Here is a 16,934-nt window from a genome sequence, read left to right on the forward strand (position 1 = left end):
CTGTGGACAAGCTCAACCTGCGCCGCGAGCTTAACGCGGCGCGTAGTGCACTCTCCCCCGAGCAACTACGGGCAAACGCCGTCAAGGTCCGTGAAACGCTGCTCGAACAACCATGGGTCCAGATGGCCGGTCTGGTGGCCTGCTACTGGTCGACGGGGTCGGAGCCGGATACGCACGGGCTGGTGTTCGCTCTGTGGAAACACGGCGCCACCGTGATCCTTCCGGTGCTTCGTGAGGACGACGACCTCGATTGGGCGGTCTATGACGGGCCCGGCACACTCGCCCCCGGCCGCTTCGGCATCATGGAGCCCGTCGACACCCGCCGCGGCGTCGACGCCGTCCGCACCGCCGCCCTCGTGATCGTGCCCGCCCTGGCGGTGGACAGGAAGACGGGCGTACGCCTCGGCCGCGGCGGCGGCTCGTACGATCGAGCCCTGGCCAGAGTCGGTCCCAACGTCCCCACGGTCGCCCTGCTCCACGACGGGGAGCTGATCGACGATGTCCCGTCCGAACCACACGACCGCCGCATCCGCTATGCCATGACACCGTCTGGCCTTACTAGTCTTATGTGACCGCAGGGATGAGAGGGGGCTGAATGACGCTTGATGTCTGGCTCCTTCTCGGGGCTGTGATCGTCATCGCCGCCATCGCGTCCGTACGCCTCGCCCATCGCACCGGCCTGCCCAGCCTGCTGGTGTTCCTGGGCTTCGGCATCCTCCTGGGCGACTCCGGATTCGGCATCCCTTTCGACAGCCCTCAGGCGGCCCAGCAGATCGGCCTGACCGCGCTGGCGGTGATCCTGGCCGAGGGCGGGCTCACCACCAACTGGTCCCATGTGCGGCGGTCCGTCCCCATAGCGGTGGTGCTGGCGACCGTGGGCGTGGCGGTCAGCATCGTGGTGCTGGCGCTGGTCGTCCAGGGCCTGCTCGGCATCGACCAGAACACGGCGCTGATCCTCGGCGCGGTGCTGGCCTCCACCGACGCGGCGGCCGTCTTCTCGGTGCTGCGCAGGCTGCCGCTGCCACCCCGCCTGGCGGGCGTGCTGGAGGCGGAGTCCGGCTTCAACGACGCGCCCACCGTGATCGCCGTGGTGCTGCTCAGCGGGGCCGCGCACTCATCTCCCAGCTTGGGAACGTTCCTGCTCGAAACCACGATCGAGCTGATCATCGGCGCGGCGGTCGGCCTCGCCGTCGGGCCCGCGGGCGCGTACGCGCTGCGCCGCGTCGCACTGCCCGCCTCGGGCCTCTACCCGATCGCCGCGCTCGCGCTCACCTTCGTCTCGTACGGCGGCGCGGTGCTGCTGCACGGCTCGGGATTCCTGGCCGTCTACCTCACCGGGCTGATTCTGGGCAACTCGCGGCTGCCCCACAGGGCGGCGACCAGGGGGTTCGCCGAAGGGGCGGCGTGGCTGGCGCAGATCGGGTTGTTCGTGATGCTGGGGCTTTTGGCCAGCCCGAAGGAGATGCCGTCGGCGATCATTCCCGGCCTGATCACCGGCACCGTCATGGTGCTCCTGGTGCGTCCGCTGTGCGTCATGGCGAGTTCGGCGGTCGCATGGGTGCTGCGGATGGGCTGGGTGAGCTGGCGCGAGCAGGCGTTCCTGTCGTGGGCGGGGCTGCGCGGCGCGATCCCGATCGTGCTCGCGACCATCCCCTGGGCTTCAGGTATCGAGGGCTCCAAAGAGATCTTCAACCAGGTCTTCGTGATCGTCATCGTGTTCACCCTGCTCCAGGGGCCGACACTGCCGTTCGTCGCCCGGCGGCTCAAGGTGACCGCGCCGGCGGAGGCGCACGACCTGTCGGTGGAGTCGGCGCCGCTGGAGGAGCTTCAGGCCGACCTGCTGCAGATCACCGTGCCGCCGGGCTCGCGACTGCACGGTGTGGAGATCTTCGAGCTGCGCCTGCCCGCCGGAGCCGCCGTGACGCTGATCGTGCGTGACGGCAAGTCGTTCGTGCCCGCCACCACCACCAGGGTCAGGGTGAACGATCAGCTCCTGATCGTCGCCACCGCCTCCTGCCGTGACCAGGTTGAACGCCGCATCCGCGCCGTGAGCCGCAGCGGGAAGCTGGCAGGTTGGTACGGCGAGCGGGGGCTGGAATAGGTGATTGACGGCATCGGTTAGCATTAGCAGTCGCATCCCTCGAGTGCCAAACCTGAAGGAGAAGCGCGTGCCGACCTACCAGTACGCCTGCAACGACTGCGGTGAGCAGCTCGAGGTCGTCCAGAAGTTCACCGACGACGCCTTGACGGTCTGCCCGAGCTGCGAAGGAAACCTGCGGAAGGTCTTCTCCGCCGTCGGCATCGTGTTCAAGGGCTCGGGGTTCTACAAGACCGACAGCCGCTCGTCGACCTCTGGCGCCTCGACCTCCTCCTCAGCGTCCTCGTCGTCGTCCACGAAGTCGGCTGACTCGTCGTCGGCTGACTCGTCGTCGAAGTCCTCGGAGAGCAAGTCGGGCGACTCCGGCTCCTCAGCCCCGGCTCCCGCGCCGGCCGCCGCCTCCAACTGACCGCGGCGTTCGCCTGGGCGGGTCCGCCCGGGTCTTCGGCCCGCTCCCGCCCACGGTTCCAACCCGTTCAGCAGCCGTACGAGGTGCGGGCCGGGCCCTCGGCCGGCGACCAGCCGACTGAGGCCCTGCCGCGCGCTGTCGCCGGCCCATGCTCTCCCGCGCGCGCAGCGGCCCTTCGGCGTGCCTGTGCGGGGAGTCCCCCCGGTTATCCACAGAACCGCACTCTGCTCCTCACCGCCCCTCCCCACTCCGGCTACTCTCTGCGCCATGGTCACTCGCGCAGACATCGGCGTCATCGGCGGTTCGGGCTTCTACTCCCTGCTCGACGACGCGGAGGAGATCGAGCTCTCCACCCCCTACGGATCGCCCAGCGATGTCGTCACGGTCGGGCGCATCGGCGCGCGTTCCGTGGCGTTCATCCCCCGGCACGGCCGCGATCACCGATTCCCGCCACACCGCATCCCCTACCGGGCCAACCTCTGGGCGCTGCGTTCGCTCGGCGTCCGGCAGGTGGTCGCGCCCAGCGCCGTGGGCTCGCTGAGAGCCGAATACGGCCCTGGCACCCTGGTCGTCCCCGACCAGTTCGTCGACCGCACCTCAGGCCGCGTCCAGACCTATTACGACACCGACGGCGCCGCCCACGTCTCCTTCGCCGACCCCTACTGCCCGTTCGGCCGGGCCGTGGCCGTGCGGTCCGCCAGAGCCGGCGCCTGGGAGACCGTCGACGGCGGCACGCTGGTGGTGATCGAGGGCCCGCGGTTCTCCACGCGGGCGGAGTCGCAGTGGTTCGCGTCCAACGGTTGGTCCATCGTCGGCATGACCGGCCACCCCGAGGCGATCCTGGCCCGCGAGCTGGCCCTCTGCTACACCTCGCTGTCCCTGGTCACCGACCACGACGCCGGGGTGGAGACCGGCCAGGGCGTCACCCACGACGAGGTGCTCAAGTTCTTCGCGCAAAACGTCGCTCGCATGCGCACCCTCGTGACCGAAACCGTCAAGGCGCTTCCCGAGGAGCGCACCTGCCCCTGCCCCACCGCCCTCGACGGCATCGACCACCCCTTCGAGCTGCCATGATCCAGACCTGGCTGAGCCGCTACGGCCGTCGCCGCCGTCTCATCGCGGCGGTGCTGGCCGCCGTCGCGGTCCTGTCCGCCTACCTCGCCACTCGCCCTGCCGCCGGCCCCGCGGTCCTGGTAGCGGCCCGCGACCTGTCCCCGGGCCCGCTCGACCCCGACGACTTCAGCCCCGTCCCGCTCGCCCACCCCCCGTCAGGAGCGGTGCGCACCGCGCAGGCCGGCCAGATCCTCGCGACCCCCATGCGCAAGGGCGAGCCTCTGACCGACGTCCGCCTTCTCCACTCGTTCCGCCTGCCGCCCGGCATGGTGGCCGCACCCGTGCGCATCGCCGACGCCGCGGCGGTCGAGCTCATCTCCCCCGGCTCCACCATCGGCGTGCTGGCGTCCTGGCAGGAAGGCCGGCCGGCCAGCCAGATCGCGTCGGAGCTGACGGTCCTGACCATCCCGGCGGCCCCGAGAGACTCCGGCAACGACCACGGCGCCCTGATCGTGCTCGCGACCACCCTCACCCAGGCGGCAGAGCTGGCCGCCGCCCAGGCCGGCGGACGTCTTTCGATCATCATCAATCCGGGCGGCGGCCCGTGAGCGCGCGGCTACCATCCCTCTGCATGAGTGGATTCAAGAAGTTCCTCATGCAGGGGAACGTCATCGACCTGGCCGTGGCCGTCGTCATCGGGGCGGCCTTCAACTCGATCGTGCAGTCGTTCGTGAAAGACCTGCTCACACCGCTGATCTCGGCGTTCGGCGGCCTGCCCGACTTCTCGTCGCTGAGGGTCACGGTCGGCCAGTCCGACTTCATGTACGGCAACTTCATCAACGCGGTGGTGTCGTTCCTGATCGTCGCCGGCGTGGTCTACTTCCTCGTCGTCAAGCCCTACGCCCACGTCAAAGACCGTCTGACCGCCAAGGTCGAGGCGACGACCCGCGACTGCCCCGAATGCCTGTCGGAGATCCCCAAGGCCGCGTCCCGCTGCGCCTTCTGCAGCGCGCAGGTAGCCACCGTCTAGCTAGAGCACCGAGTCGATGTCGGGATCATATTCCCAGTGCCACGGCTCGAACGGGCTGCTGTAGGCCCAGGAGGGATGGAACCACCCATACCTCTTGGAGTTCTTCTCCATCCAGACAAACTCCGCCGACCCCGACCGCTCCACCCCGCCACACAGGTCGACGGCCAGCCCGAGCCCGTGGTTGCTCCGCCCCGGCACGGCGGCGAACCCCGGCCGCCGGTAATAGACAGACTGCTGCTCGCCGAGGCTGCGATAGGCATCGGTCACGCAAATCGACTTACCGAACTGCTTGCGATAGGCCTCGTTCAGGCTCACGAACGCGATGGTGGCGTCGGCCCTCAGACTGTGCCCCTTCTGCTGCAACGGGCACAACATGCCCTTGGGGATCAGGCCGTTGGGATAGTCATCGGCCGTCGCCGCCCGCAGCGGATTGCACCCCAGCGCGTCCCGCCCCACCTTGTCAATCTTGATACCCAGCTTGACCAGCGCCGCCGTCAGCGACTTCACGATCTTGTCCGATCGCTTCCGCAACGTGTCCACCTCGGCCGCGATCTGCGCCTCGGCCAGCAGGTTGCCGGCCCGCAACTCCTGCGCCTCGGCGGCCAACCGCTCGGCCTCCTTGTAGAGCACGCTGGTCTGCTCGACAGCCTGCTGCCGCACGCTCACCATGTGGGTCGCGTCCGTCAGCGCCCGCAACTTCCGCTGGTCCGACCCTCCGGACAGGAACGGAAGCACCCCATCCGCCGCGACCGGCTGCTCGTACATCAACTCGACCATCTCGGCCACCGGCCTCCGCATCACCGCGAGCCGCCCTTCCATCTCCTGCAGAGCGGTGAGCTTGGTCTTGAGCTCCTTCTCGGAGGCGGCGATCTCCGAGCGGCGTTTCTCGAGCGCCTTGGTGGCGTCCTCGAGTTCCTTGGCCGACTTCTCGGCCTCTTTCCGCAGCGCGGTCAGGCCGGCGGGATCACGCGGCTCCCGCTCCAGAGCTTGAGCCTGCGCGGACGGCGTAACAAGAGAAGCCATGGCCATGACGACCGCGATCAGACCCGCTGACCGAGGGGCTGGCACGTTCGACTCCTCCGTTTGCAAACTCGTTACCGGGGTCAGGCACGCACGTTACTACAGCCCCCAGAGAGTCCGGAGCGAACTCCGAAGAGCTGTTATGAGACAAAAAACCCACTTTGTACGGTCAACCCCCTTAACACGCCACATCACGAACGCCCCCAACCCGCAGGAGCCTCAACACGCCCTACCAACGGGTACGCCGCCCACCGCGCCACGGTTCAGATCCCCGGCAGCAGACCCCCGCCATCAGCGTCCGAATCCGCAGCCTGCTGCCGCGCCCGGCACAACTCCCACAACCAGGTGTCCGCCCACTCCCCCGGACACGACGTCTCCGTCCGCACCGGCGCAGGCGTCACCGGCTCCTCAACCACCACCCGCTCGGACCCGGGCTCCGGCCCACCCTCAGACCCAGACGTGGAAACAGCCGGAACCGGCCGAACCGGCTCAGGCGCCTCCCGAACCGGAGCCGGCACCACGCCCTCGTACACACGATCCGGATGCGCCGGGGCAGGCAACCGCACCGGCGCCAACACCACCATCCCACCCCCGGGCTCGACACCGGCCACCCGTACGTCCCGCTCGAGGCCCTTCATCTCCCCTGCCAGCAGCCCGCCGGCAAGGATCCCCGGCGCCAGCAACGCCCCGAACAACACAACGGGCCGCCGACGGGCCCGCGCGCATCTCCTCCTGGTCACAGGCAGACGCTATCCACGCTTGCCGAGGCACAATCCGATCACTTGCCATGCCTTTACCGCAGCTCAGGACGCCCATAACCAACCCGACCAAACTCACCCCGGCTCCATGTCACACGCAGCGCCAGACTTTCGCTAGGCTTACAGGGTCCGCCTCCGTAGCTCAGGGGATAGAGCACCGCTCTCCTAAAGCGGGTGCCGCAGGTTCGAATCCTGCCGGGGGCACTCATCTCGACCAGCCAATTTGGCCTCTGACCTGCGGTTTCACAGCCGCAGGTCATTTGTTTCACCATCCTCGATAGGCAGCGGACAGTGCCCGTACGCAGCCGTACGACCATGATCAGGGGACATACGGGGGATGATCTTGGAGGCATTCCCCCAGGCCAACCCCTGATTCCGGGTCATCCACGCAGCGACACCCCGCCACGAGCGCCTCCGCCGCGGGCGACGCAGCCGTCGATCGTGCCAAATACGTGCGCACAACCCGGAACGGCAACCGGCCATCGCTATCGGGGGCGTCGCCGCTCTCCTGGGCTGCGCCGTGGCCGCGGACCATCGCCATCGGGCAGCCACCATGCCAGATCCTTCCCGCTGTAGGGCCGGAGCTCAGCCAACCGGGCAATGCCGCCGACAGGGCGGGCTCGTACACCACTTTCGTGGACGCAACCTGGAACGGCCACCCTCTGCAGCGCAAACGCACCAGTCATCTGGCCCGGCTCGAACCCGCACTGGCAAAGTGAAACGAGTTAATCAGCAAGGTCCTCCATGCTCATGATGCCGGTCGTCGGCAATCCCTTGCCGTGGATCAGGGCGGGTTCGGCCTGGGCGTGCACCGCTACGACCTCGGCTGCGGCCCCGTTTAGGGCCGCGTCGGGAGCGTTCGCGGCTACACCGGCATCATCGTCAGCACTCCCGACGGCCGCCGCCGAGCTGCCATGGCGATCACCCTCAACCCCAATCCCTCCCTCGTCATGCCGGCCGCCATCAAAGCCATGGCCACCGCAGTCTGCTCGTAGCCGAACTGTCTATTGGTACTCTCCATCGTTCACCGCAAGTGATGCGCTCCAGTCGGCCTCGATTATCGAGCCGTCCATAAAAGCGACCTCGCTGTACTCGTCCCTGTTTTGCAGGATCTGAGTTATCTCTCTGAAGAGGCCTGCAGTTTCACCGTTCTGAGCACGACGAATGCGGTCGTAGATCGGCCTGATGATGCCGAAGCGCATCCCGAACTGCGGGAAGTTAGCGAAGTACGCATCCGGAAATTCGAGAGCGGCTTCCCTCTCGCCTGCGTCGATCGCTGCCATGAACGGTTCATAGTAGGCCAGGATGAACGAATCAGTATCGGCTGGGATGTCAACTGCTCCGGCCTCGTCCGCCACGGGATCGAACAAGTCTAGACGCAGAGACCCGGCGACGCCATTGTTCTTGGGAAAGGAGGCTACGCACCCGAATGCTAGCGACGGCGGAATTCCCTTTATCGAGCGCACGGAGCGCTTCTGGTCGATCAACTTCTGCCTGAGCTCGCTCTCCATGCTCCCCGAGCGCCCTTTGGCTTCTGCGACGATCCAGTCCCCTGAAGAGCGCAGGCCGAAGAGGTCCGGGCGCTTCTTGCCCGCGAAGACGATCCCGTAGCGGGTCGCGTAGCGATCCACATGCATAAGGAAGGGAACCTGCAGTTCGCGTTCGCTGAAGACCTGCGTCATGGCCTGTCCGATGGCATACGAGACAGCCACTTTCTCCGAGCGGTCCAGCGTGTTGGCGAGGCTTGAGCGAACCACTCGGTTATTGACCGGTCGGCTACGCAGGTATGCGGGGATGAGGGAGATTCGATGCAGCCATTCCCAGACCGAGGCATGTCCATGTCGCGCTGTGTCGCCGGGAGCTCGACCGGTCGTGAACAGCGCGTGCGCCAGATACCCTGAAGAGAAATGGAGGTCCCCGGCTGACGGAATGCCGGGAGGAAAAGCGGAAGTTCTGAAGGCTGCGACGAGGCTGCTCAACTGTGCTGCTCCTCGAAACTGTCCGGCAACGTCCTTTGTCGTAGCGCGGCTCACGACCTCCGAGTGATCCTTCCCCACATGCGTGCCGTGAGAGGGTGGTCCGCAGATTCCGAGGCTGGATCGTTACCGCGCCGGGGCCTTCCCCGCGTTTCGCAATTCGTGGGCACACGGAATCGCTCGGTGAGATGATTCCGCTGGTAGAGGCCTTGCCGGGGACGTGATCAAGCGCTTCGAGCGCGAAGGTAAGCATTCACCTCGTGCGCGTTGGGTGACGACGGAACCGCTTGTGTGACCGTCCGTGGGCCTGATCAACACGGTCGAGGGTGATTCGATCTTCGGGTGTCCGGCCTGGAGGAGATGTCTCGCGAGGAGCTGATCGCTCTGACGCGTGCCCTCATGGCCGAGAATGCCGCGCTCCGGACGGAGGTGGCCGAGCTTCGAGACGAGAACGCCGCGCTGCGGGAGCGGGTGGCCAAGCTGGAGCGGTTGATCTCGCGCAACAGTGGCAATTCCGGGATGCCGCCCTCAGTTGTCTGCGTACGACCTCGCATGACGGTGGTCGTAAGGCCGGCAGTGGCCGGCGTCGGCCGGGCAAGCAACCCGGCTCCGAGGGCAAGGCGCTGGCCTGGTCGGCCGAAGTCGCCGACGGCGACATCATCGAGCACTTCCCGCAGGGCCCGTGCGGGTGCGGGGCCGATCTCGGCCAGGCCGCCGATCTGGGAGTGACGGCCCGCCATCAGCAGATCGAGATCCCGCTGGTGGTGGCCCGGCGTTTGGAGCACCACCAGCACACGGTGGCCTGCCGGTGCGGACGGGTGCACACCGCGCTGCGACCGGCGGGCGTGCCTGCGGCGCCGGTCAGTCTTGGCGTCAGTCTGCAGGCCTGGTGCGTGTATCTGCTGGTCGTGCATGCGATTTCGGTGCATCGGGTGGCCGAGTTGGTGGCCTCGCTGACTGGCGCGGAGCCCTCGCCGGGGTTCGTGCACTCCTTGATCGGCCGGGCGGCTGCCGCGGTCGCGGTCGCCAATGCGCGCATCCGGATGCTGCTCACGCTGACGTACGTGGTGTGCTGCGATGAGACGCCGATCCGGGTGGGGCCGAAGAAGGCCAAGAAGTACCTGCTGGTTGCCTGTGACCGGCTGCTGACCTGGCCCATACTCGACGGACGCAACCTGGAGACCTTCAAGCGGTTCGTGCTGGCCGATCTGACCGGCGTGGTGGTGCATGACCGCTACCAGAACTACGACGCCGCCGAACTCGGGGCACGTGATCATCAACTGTGTGCAGCCCACCTGCTTCGCGATCTTGAGGACTGCGCCGATACCTACCCCGACGCCCGCTGGCCCCGGCAGCTCCAGACGGCGCTGCGCGGCCTGATCCCCGCCGCCAACCTGGCCCGCGAACAGGGCAAGGACGCCATTGCGGCGGGCACGCCGGCGATGTTCCGTGGTGGGGTCGCCGTTGGCCTGTCGCAGGTCAAGCGCCTCCCGGGCCCGGCCAAGACCGTCACCCAGCCGATCGGCCGCGTGCTGCTGGAGGTACTGCGCGACCGCGCTGGCGATGTCTTGCGTTTCGCCCATGACCTGCGGATCCCGCCCACGAACAACAAGGCCGAGCGCGACCTGCGACCAGCCAGCAGAAGATCTCCGGCAGGCTCCGCTCGGACACGGCCACCGAGCAGCGCTACGCCGTACGCGGCTACCTGTACACCGCACTCAAACACAGCCTCGACGTCATGACCGTCCTGCGTAACGCACTCCTGGGCAACCTCTGGATGCCACCCGGCCCGGCAACGGCCTGACGCTCTGGAGCGGTAGTACTCACGCACACGCTGAGATGATCACGCTGCGCGATCATTGGAACCCGAAATGCGCTGGAGGTGAATGCTTACCCGCACGCCTGGCACCGACCGTATGGGTTCGCTAATAGCATGGCGCTCTCCGATGCGCGCGCGGATCTCTCCTCTATCGAAGCTCGCTATGGACGGGGCGAATGGGATGTACGAGCGTAGTTTGCTCGGATAAGGTCCGATCATGCGCCATAGTGCGTCTTGGAAAGTAGTGGCCGCGATATCGGCTTGTCTCGCGGTCTCAACAGGCTGCTCAGCAGAGCCGGAGTCGCCGCCGTTGGCGGAGGCGGCTAAAACGCTGGTGAGCGATGGGGACGCCGTGGTGTCCTCGCTCAGGGACCGCGTTACGGGACTGACGCAGGAACGGGCCGATCGTCCAGACAGGACCTCGGCCTGTGGAACCGACATGCAGCGACGTTCCTACGTTGCTAAGGCCAGCTTCGCGGATGCGACCAAGGAGAACCCGGCTAGCTTTGTAGGGATACTAAAAGGCGAACTCTTCAGCAGGGGCTATCACGACGAGATCGTGGACAATCTCGACCTGCGAGAAGACAAGACGAGTGTGGCCGTATTGGTCAATCCGGGCAGTGTGGCGGTCAACATGCCCTTCTGCTGTGTCGGTACCAGTCGTTTGAGAGTGTCGATACGCCACTTGAGGTCCTGCTGCGACTCGTGGAAGAACGCCCACGTGCGGTGCATCGCGGTTACGCCCCCGCGGCCGGCCCAGTCGGCACCGGCGTCGGCGATCGCCGCTTCAAGCCCTGGCCGCGTCCTGCCGAGGACGTCCTTCCCCTTCTCCATCTGGCGGATCAGCTTGTCCGCACCGAGGGGATCGATCCCGACGAACTCCCCCATAAACCCTCCCAGAGGGTGTAGCCACCAAGCCGAAGTCAAGCACGCCTGATATGCCGGGTAAACGCGTTATGCAATCTCATTAACGACATGAACCCCGAGTTCGCAGATGCACGTACAAGTCGCTGGCAGAATGCCAACGCCGACACAACGGTGGATCGCTTATGGCCGCCCTCATGCATCCGCGTTCAGCTTCTGATCCGCCGATTCACGGCTGCATCGCCAGCAGAGACTGCTCGAGTATGAGCCGATACCCTGCTGCGACTGCTCACCATCCGCTCTGGGCTTGATTGCCCACCGAACCATCCCAGGAAGGTCGTAACACCTCGCGTGCATCAATAGTGATCTTTTATGGCTTACTCAAGGAGCACAGACTCGAAGTCGATATGACGATCCACCGGGTATAGGAGGTGACAGTCGTACAGATATCCTGCGTTGATGTGTCTGCCGTACCTGGACGGCCGCCAATAACGTAGCTCCGCCCGCTGGCGAACAGGCGAGGAGCGCGACTGCGGCCTCAGCTTGGCTGGGGCCGCAGTCATTTTCAGTGAGTTAGTCGGTCAGCACGTTGGCGATCTTGGAGTTGATGTGCTCTTGCTGGCCGTCCATGCACTTGGCGTACACCCGCAGCAGGACCTCCACGCTGTGCCCGGCGCGCTTTGCGACCTCGACAGCGGGTACGCCTGCGTTCAGCCACAGAGAGACGGCCGCGTGGCGGAGGTCGTAGGGCCTACCTGCCAGGGACGAGCTGATCTGCTCAGGGGTGAGGACAAGTTTTCGGGCTTCCTGCCAGACGTAGGAGTGCGCCGAGCTGGAGTAAGTGCCGCCCTTGCCCGTGTGGAAGATCCTGCCGTCCTTCGCCGTGCCGTACTCCGCGATGTGCTCGCGGAGGATGGAGACCAGGACAGGTGGGATCGGGATTTCTCGTGTCTCCTTGTCTGCTCGGTGCTTGAGGTTGCGGGATTCGTGGGTTTCGCCAGAGTTGGTCCAGCGTTTCGTGCCCTGGGGCCGTGCCTTCTCCAGGACGATCAGACCCCAGCCGGATTCGGGCAAGGTGCAGTTCCGCTGCCGTAGGTCCGCCGCCTCCTCGGGTCGGAGTGCGGCGTAGTAGATGCAGGCGAAGAGTGCCTTGAGGCGGGCGCCTCGGTTGCGTCCGACCTCTGGGATGGCATCGAGGAGCTGCCGGGCCTGGGCGGGGTTGACCACCGTTCGCGGGTCGATGACGGTGACGGCTTTGGGTGCGGTCCATTTGATGCCGTCCAGCGGATTGCTGTCGAAGACTTTTTGCTCCACCGCATGCTCGAGCAGGTGGTGGAGGACGGCTCGCTTGCGGCGCACCGTGTTCGCCCCAGCCGCGGATCCGGTGAAGGTGACTGAGATGGCCTCCAGGGCTGTGCGCAGGATGTGCGGCTCTCCTAGAGCGGCCAGAGGCAGGGAGGCGCGTTCTAGCCAGGTCAGGGTTGCGGCTTGGGACGTGGTCAGTTCCTGGCGCCGGTTCTGCGGAAGAAGGGCGTGATTGCGGAGCACTTCCCGCAGCGCTTCTGGCGTGGGACGGCGAGGGCTGTCTGTCACCAGGGCGGGGATCAGCGATAGCAGCGCGTACGCGTCCGTTTCCCGTGTCCGGGCCGCCGATGTGTTCCAGCGCCGAAGCACATAGGACTGGGCGAACTCCAGAGAGGAGGGGCCGGTGGTCTCGGGCTTCAGCATCGATACCGGCAGGCCGGTCGCGACGTCGAACTCCTCCCCCACCTTGACCGCTTGCCGCATGTCGGACATGAAGGCAGTGGCCAGCCCCTTGCTGCGGAAGCTCTTGGACTTCTCCTTGCCGGCGATGCGCCACCTGGCGACGTAGGCGGGCGTGTCCCGGTCGGTACGGTGCTGAATCCCGCCGAGCTTCACGTCATAAGTCGTTCTCATGCCGCTTCCCGCCGTGACTCGATCCAGGCGTCGAGGTCGCTTCGCCAGACGCGGAGCTCGAGGTTGGGAAGCTGGATGCACACCGGCGCCTTACCAAGCTGGCGCCAGCGGTAGAAGGTGCGGCGGGAAACGCCTCCCAGCGCCTCGAGGACCTGCGGGACGGTCAGCAATTCGTCTTTCCTGGTCATCGGCCACCGCCCCTGATCATGGGGGATGTATGAACGCGATGGGCCTGGCTCGGGCCACAGGGACACACGGCCGTGCTGTCGTCGAAGACGGTCTCCCTGGCAGAAGGCAGTGCCGTCGCCGACACAGGCGCCGAGGGGTTATGCATGGTGATGGAAGCCGCGCGAATGCCCTGTGCAACGCTGATTACCGAGTTGCCGAGGCGATCGGCTGCCGTGAGTACGGCACGCGACCGGGCAAGGTGGTGCAAAATGAATTCATCCTCTCCAGTGAGCTGGGGTGGGATGGCCTCGGCCTGGCAAACGTCTTGGCGGATGTGTGGCCAGGCTGGGGCCTTCAGTACGTCAATGCCGCATTGCTTGCTGGCGTCGACTATGGGAACGGGTACTGGCGGATTTATTGGGCGCAACCCAGCGCAACCTCCTGCAATCGCTGCTCGACTCGCCCAACACATGACGGTTTTTGTGGGGCCGCTACGAATAGCGGGTGTCTCAGGCCATTGGGCATGCACCCTCGCCTCTAGCCCTCACGTCAAGTCGCTCGGATCAGGAATTCCCTGGTCACCGCACCTCTCCAAGGCACGTTCATCCGAACCTGCGGAATTGCTGCCAGGGACGCTCGTCAATCGAGCACGAGCTCACGACGCGCGTAGAATCAGAAGGTCCTCGTGAGCCGCAGCGCATACCGGCTGCCCTTTTTCCTGGCTCTTCCACGCTTCTAGCATTTGGAAGAACGACGCCCGGTTGATCAGCCGGCCCTCACGTACCCCGCACAGCAAGGCGGCCAGACGGTGCGTCAGCACCAAGCCGACTGCCTCTGCTGTCTCGATGACCTGACCGGGGAGGTCCACGAGTTGCCCGTTGACCCGGATGGGCCGGATCGTGACCGCGATGACTCCGCCGGGTCTCAGTAGTTCCATGCACCCGGTGAGGATCTGTCCGAAGCCCTCCATTAGCTGGGGCAGCCGTTGATGAGCCAGATTGCCCTTGTCGGTGGAGTACCGGTGGTTCGACTTCTGCACCGGCCCGCCGCCTTCCCGGCTTCCGCAGCGGACGTGGCCGTGCGTCCTCATGCCGTACGGCGGAGACGTCAGCACCAGCGCCGCCATGCCCCGCAGGTCCCGGTACACCGTCGCGATGTTCCGCGCGTCCCCGCAGGCCACCCGAGCGAACCCCTCAGCGCCTTGGGAGCGGGCATGCTGGACGTTGGCCGCGGTGAGACCGGCGAAGTCCGCCTCGTACTCCATCCCCGCGGCGTGCCGTCCCAGGTGTACCGCCTCCACCAGCGTGGTCCCGATCCCGCACATCGGATCGAGGACCAACTCCCCCGGCTCGGTGAACGCGGAGATGACCTGTGAGGCGATCGCCGGCAGCATCTTGCCCGGATGCCTCATCGATTCCGGGATGTACCGGCCGCGCCGCTGCATCTTCGCCTGCAACTGCCCCGTGGCGAGCACCGATGGCAGAACACGCTCGTTCATCGCACGCCTCCGCCGGCACGGGCGAACAGACACACGTCCGCGTGAACTGACACAAGCGGCGGCAGCTCCGTGGACTGTGCATGGCGAAGTTGCGCCAGCTCGGCCGGGTTGCTCTGTACGACCAGCGTGTCGCCCTGGATCGGGACACGGATCGCGATGATGTGCTGGATGTAGGCAAGGCCGGCAACCGTCGCCCGCCGGATGATCGCCGGTGCCAGATCCACCAATCTGCCCCGCTCATGCCGCGCCGTCGTGACCACTGCCAGGTGACCGCCCGGCGCGAGAACATGGTGCGCGTCCTCAAGAAACCGACCCAGCTGTGGCATGGCCAGCGTCGGTTGCTCCGTTCTGCACGTTGGACATGACACCGACGCTGGGTCGGCTGGTCGTCCGAACTCCGGATAAGGCGGGAGCGCCGCGATCAACAGCTCAACCCAGCCCTCCAGTCCGCGAAGTGCTTCCCGAAGTTCGTGTGGCCCGTAGGGCCGTAGCCTCACTCCTGCCCGCTGATCCGCCGCAAGCTCTTGCCGCAGACGGCCGGCCAGATGCTGCGCGACCGGAAGACGCGGCACACACCCAACGCCAAGGCGCTCCATGCTTGCCGCAGTGAGCAGCACCGTCTCGCTCGTCGGCAAGGCGTCGGTCACGACCCCGCCGGGTCGGGAGCAGGCCTCGATCAGATGCCGAGCCAACTCCCGCCCCACAGCCTGGCGGTGTCGGGCACACACCACATCGGCAGCCGCCGGGCTATTCCTGGTGTTGGATCCAGGCGTGATGTCCGAACACAGCCACACCGAGAGCGGCACCAACCGCCTCTCGGTCGTCCGAGACCGCTTCGACGGCGATCCTTCGTTCTTGCTCATCTGGGATGACCCGCGACGGCCACCCGTTCCCATGCATTGAAACACCGAGCCAGCAGCACCGTTTGGAAACGCTGTCTCTGACGGAGAAGCCCAGGTCAAGTGCGTGATATTGGCAATTCGTCTTGGCGACGCAGGATCAAGACAAGTAGCCAGATGTGTAGCAAACTGGGGCTCATACATTGGCCGGCGGCTTCAGAGTGCGTTTCGCGAGCTGATGCCCCTTTCGTCGGCGGAGTTGGCTTAGGTCGGCCGGTCAGAGGTTGATCGTTCGGGCTATGGGCGCGGTTGGGTGAACAATCCCGGCTCGGTCTCGACGAGGATGCCTCGGCTGGCCAGGCGTTTGAGCTTGGCGCGGAGGTTCTGGATGTCGTTGCGTGTCAGGGGCAGGTCCAGGGCCATGGCCACGTCACGGGCGCGCAACGAGCTACCGGGTTCGCCGAAGACGGTGAGAATCTGCTGGTAGGCAGGATGATCGGGGACTGCTGGCGGCGCGAGTGGTTTGGTCCGGGCGGGATCCTCCTCGGCCAGGGAGATGAGGGTCTTGCGGCTGATACGCAGGTGCTCGACCTGCTCGCTGAGTTCACTCAGACGCGCGGTGAGAGTGTCGATTTCCGCCTGGGTCTGCTCGATCTGGCCGGTCAGGGCGTGCTCGCGGGCGTCGATCCGGTCCAGGAGCCAACTGCCGGGGTCGGGCGGGCGCCCGTCGGGTCGGGTCATGTCCACCGCTCAGGCGGGGCGGGGCCGCGGGTCAGGCGGCGGGACATGACATCGGTCATCGCCCAATACACCCGTGATTCGGAGCTGGCAGGTAGGTGCTCGTAGTCGCGGACCAGACGGCGGTGGAACATCAAGATGCCGTAGGTCTGCTCGACGACCCATCTCCTGGGCTGGGGGACGAACCCCTTGCCGGCGGGGTTGCGCTCGGCGATCTCCACGTTGATGCCCAGGCCGGCGCCATGCGTGACGACGGCGTTCTTGAACCCTTGGTCGGCCAGCGCTTTGGTGACCGTGCCCTCGGTGGTGGCGGCGACCCGGTCCAGCAGGGCGATCCCGGCGGTGTTCTCGTGGGCTGAGGCTGCCAGCATGACCACGGCGATGACCAGGCCCAGCACGTCCACGGCCAGGCCGCGTTTGCGGCCCGGCACGCGCTTGGCGGCGTCTTTTCCGGTGGTGGAGGCGGGGACCCCGGCCGCGACGTGGATGCTCTGGGTGTCCAGCACGACCAGGCCGGGGTCGGCTAATCGTTTCTTCTTCTCGCGCAGATGCCAGCGCAGCAGGTCGTGAATGGTCTTGTCGGTGCCGTCGTCGCGCCGCTTGTGAAGTCGGCCCAAGGCGCGGTGCCGGTCTTTCGATCGGTCCGTTTCCTTGGGCCGCTTCCCGAACCCGCCGTGCCCATTACTGAGCAACGGGCTCTCCCCAAGTCCCGTCGTGGTGGTGCGA

Annotated in this window: 16 protein-coding genes and 1 tRNA gene; 8 read left to right on the forward strand and 9 right to left on the reverse strand. The window is 66.3% G+C overall.

What is annotated here, in order from left to right:
- The first annotated feature begins 2 nt into the window (after nt 1-2).
- From ABGA98_RS45000 to mscL, 6 genes are all read left to right on the forward strand, one after another.
- On the forward strand, nt 3-572 hold the full coding sequence (locus ABGA98_RS45000) for a 5-formyltetrahydrofolate cyclo-ligase (protein WP_347624626.1): 570 nt from the start codon (nt 3-5) through the stop codon (nt 570-572).
- 23 nt (nt 573-595) lie between these two features.
- Entirely contained in the window at nt 596-2,101 is a 1,506-nt protein-coding gene (locus ABGA98_RS45005; RefSeq protein ID WP_347624627.1) for a potassium/proton antiporter, read from the forward strand.
- A gap of 67 nt (nt 2,102-2,168) precedes the next feature.
- The gene (locus ABGA98_RS45010) at nt 2,169-2,507 is read left to right on the forward strand and encodes an FmdB family zinc ribbon protein (RefSeq protein ID WP_347624628.1); all 339 of its coding nucleotides are present in this window, start codon (nt 2,169-2,171) and stop codon (nt 2,505-2,507) included.
- A gap of 267 nt (nt 2,508-2,774) precedes the next feature.
- Nucleotides 2,775-3,581 (forward strand): S-methyl-5'-thioadenosine phosphorylase, encoded by an 807-nt coding sequence (locus ABGA98_RS45015; RefSeq protein ID WP_347624629.1) that lies wholly within the window; start codon nt 2,775-2,777, stop codon nt 3,579-3,581.
- Nucleotides 3,578-4,168, forward strand: coding sequence for a flagellar biosynthesis protein FlgA (locus ABGA98_RS45020; RefSeq protein WP_347624630.1), 591 nt, complete (start codon nt 3,578-3,580; stop codon nt 4,166-4,168). Before ABGA98_RS45015 ends, ABGA98_RS45020 begins: the two co-directional genes overlap by 4 nt.
- A 23-nt stretch (nt 4,169-4,191) precedes the next feature.
- The gene (mscL, locus tag ABGA98_RS45025) at nt 4,192-4,590 is read left to right on the forward strand and encodes a large conductance mechanosensitive channel protein MscL (RefSeq protein WP_347624631.1); all 399 of its coding nucleotides are present in this window, start codon (nt 4,192-4,194) and stop codon (nt 4,588-4,590) included.
- Here mscL and ABGA98_RS45030 read toward each other — a convergent pair whose 3' ends face one another.
- Nucleotides 4,591-5,658, reverse strand: coding sequence for a D-alanyl-D-alanine carboxypeptidase family protein (locus ABGA98_RS45030; RefSeq protein WP_347624632.1), 1,068 nt, complete (start codon nt 5,656-5,658; stop codon nt 4,591-4,593).
- A gap of 841 nt (nt 5,659-6,499) precedes the next feature.
- On the opposite strand from ABGA98_RS45030, the gene ABGA98_RS45035 reads away from it, so the two are divergent.
- A tRNA-Arg gene (locus ABGA98_RS45035) sits at nt 6,500-6,572 on the forward strand.
- A gap of 800 nt (nt 6,573-7,372) precedes the next feature.
- Here the strand turns inward: ABGA98_RS45035 and ABGA98_RS45040 are convergent.
- Entirely contained in the window at nt 7,373-8,347 is a 975-nt protein-coding gene (locus ABGA98_RS45040) for a hypothetical protein (RefSeq protein ID WP_347624633.1), read from the reverse strand.
- A gap of 722 nt (nt 8,348-9,069) precedes the next feature.
- Between ABGA98_RS45040 and ABGA98_RS45045 the strand changes: the two genes are divergently transcribed.
- Nucleotides 9,070-10,086 (forward strand): transposase, encoded by a 1,017-nt coding sequence (locus ABGA98_RS45045; protein ID WP_347624634.1) that lies wholly within the window; start codon nt 9,070-9,072, stop codon nt 10,084-10,086.
- A gap of 623 nt (nt 10,087-10,709) precedes the next feature.
- Here ABGA98_RS45045 and ABGA98_RS45050 read toward each other — a convergent pair.
- From ABGA98_RS45050 to ABGA98_RS45080, 7 genes are all read right to left on the reverse strand, one after another.
- Nucleotides 10,710-11,051, reverse strand: coding sequence for a hypothetical protein (locus ABGA98_RS45050; RefSeq protein WP_347624635.1), 342 nt, complete (start codon nt 11,049-11,051; stop codon nt 10,710-10,712).
- A gap of 549 nt (nt 11,052-11,600) precedes the next feature.
- Entirely contained in the window at nt 11,601-12,947 is a 1,347-nt protein-coding gene (locus ABGA98_RS45055; protein ID WP_347624636.1) for a tyrosine-type recombinase/integrase, read from the reverse strand.
- 14 nt (nt 12,948-12,961) lie between these two features.
- Nucleotides 12,962-13,153, reverse strand: coding sequence for a helix-turn-helix domain-containing protein (locus ABGA98_RS45060; protein ID WP_347624637.1), 192 nt, complete (start codon nt 13,151-13,153; stop codon nt 12,962-12,964).
- Nucleotides 13,154-13,788: 635 nt separating this feature from the next.
- A complete protein-coding gene (locus tag ABGA98_RS45065; protein ID WP_347624638.1) occupies nt 13,789-14,631 on the reverse strand; it encodes a DNA methyltransferase in 843 nt (280 codons plus the stop codon).
- The gene (locus ABGA98_RS45070; RefSeq protein WP_347624639.1) at nt 14,628-15,494 is read right to left on the reverse strand and encodes a hypothetical protein; all 867 of its coding nucleotides are present in this window, start codon (nt 15,492-15,494) and stop codon (nt 14,628-14,630) included. The genes ABGA98_RS45065 and ABGA98_RS45070 overlap by 4 nt, the downstream gene beginning before the upstream one ends.
- A 273-nt stretch (nt 15,495-15,767) precedes the next feature.
- Nucleotides 15,768-16,211, reverse strand: a complete 444-nt coding sequence (locus ABGA98_RS45075) for a hypothetical protein (RefSeq protein ID WP_347624640.1) — start codon at nt 16,209-16,211, stop codon at nt 15,768-15,770.
- Nucleotides 16,208-16,934: transposase (locus ABGA98_RS45080; RefSeq protein ID WP_347624641.1), on the reverse strand; the 727-nt coding region annotated here is incomplete at its 5' end. The genes ABGA98_RS45080 and ABGA98_RS45075, both read right to left, overlap by 4 nt.

Origin of the sequence: Nonomuraea sp. B1E8 (assembly GCF_039871515.1) — a bacterium.
Taxonomy (GTDB): domain Bacteria; phylum Actinomycetota; class Actinomycetes; order Streptosporangiales; family Streptosporangiaceae; genus Nonomuraea.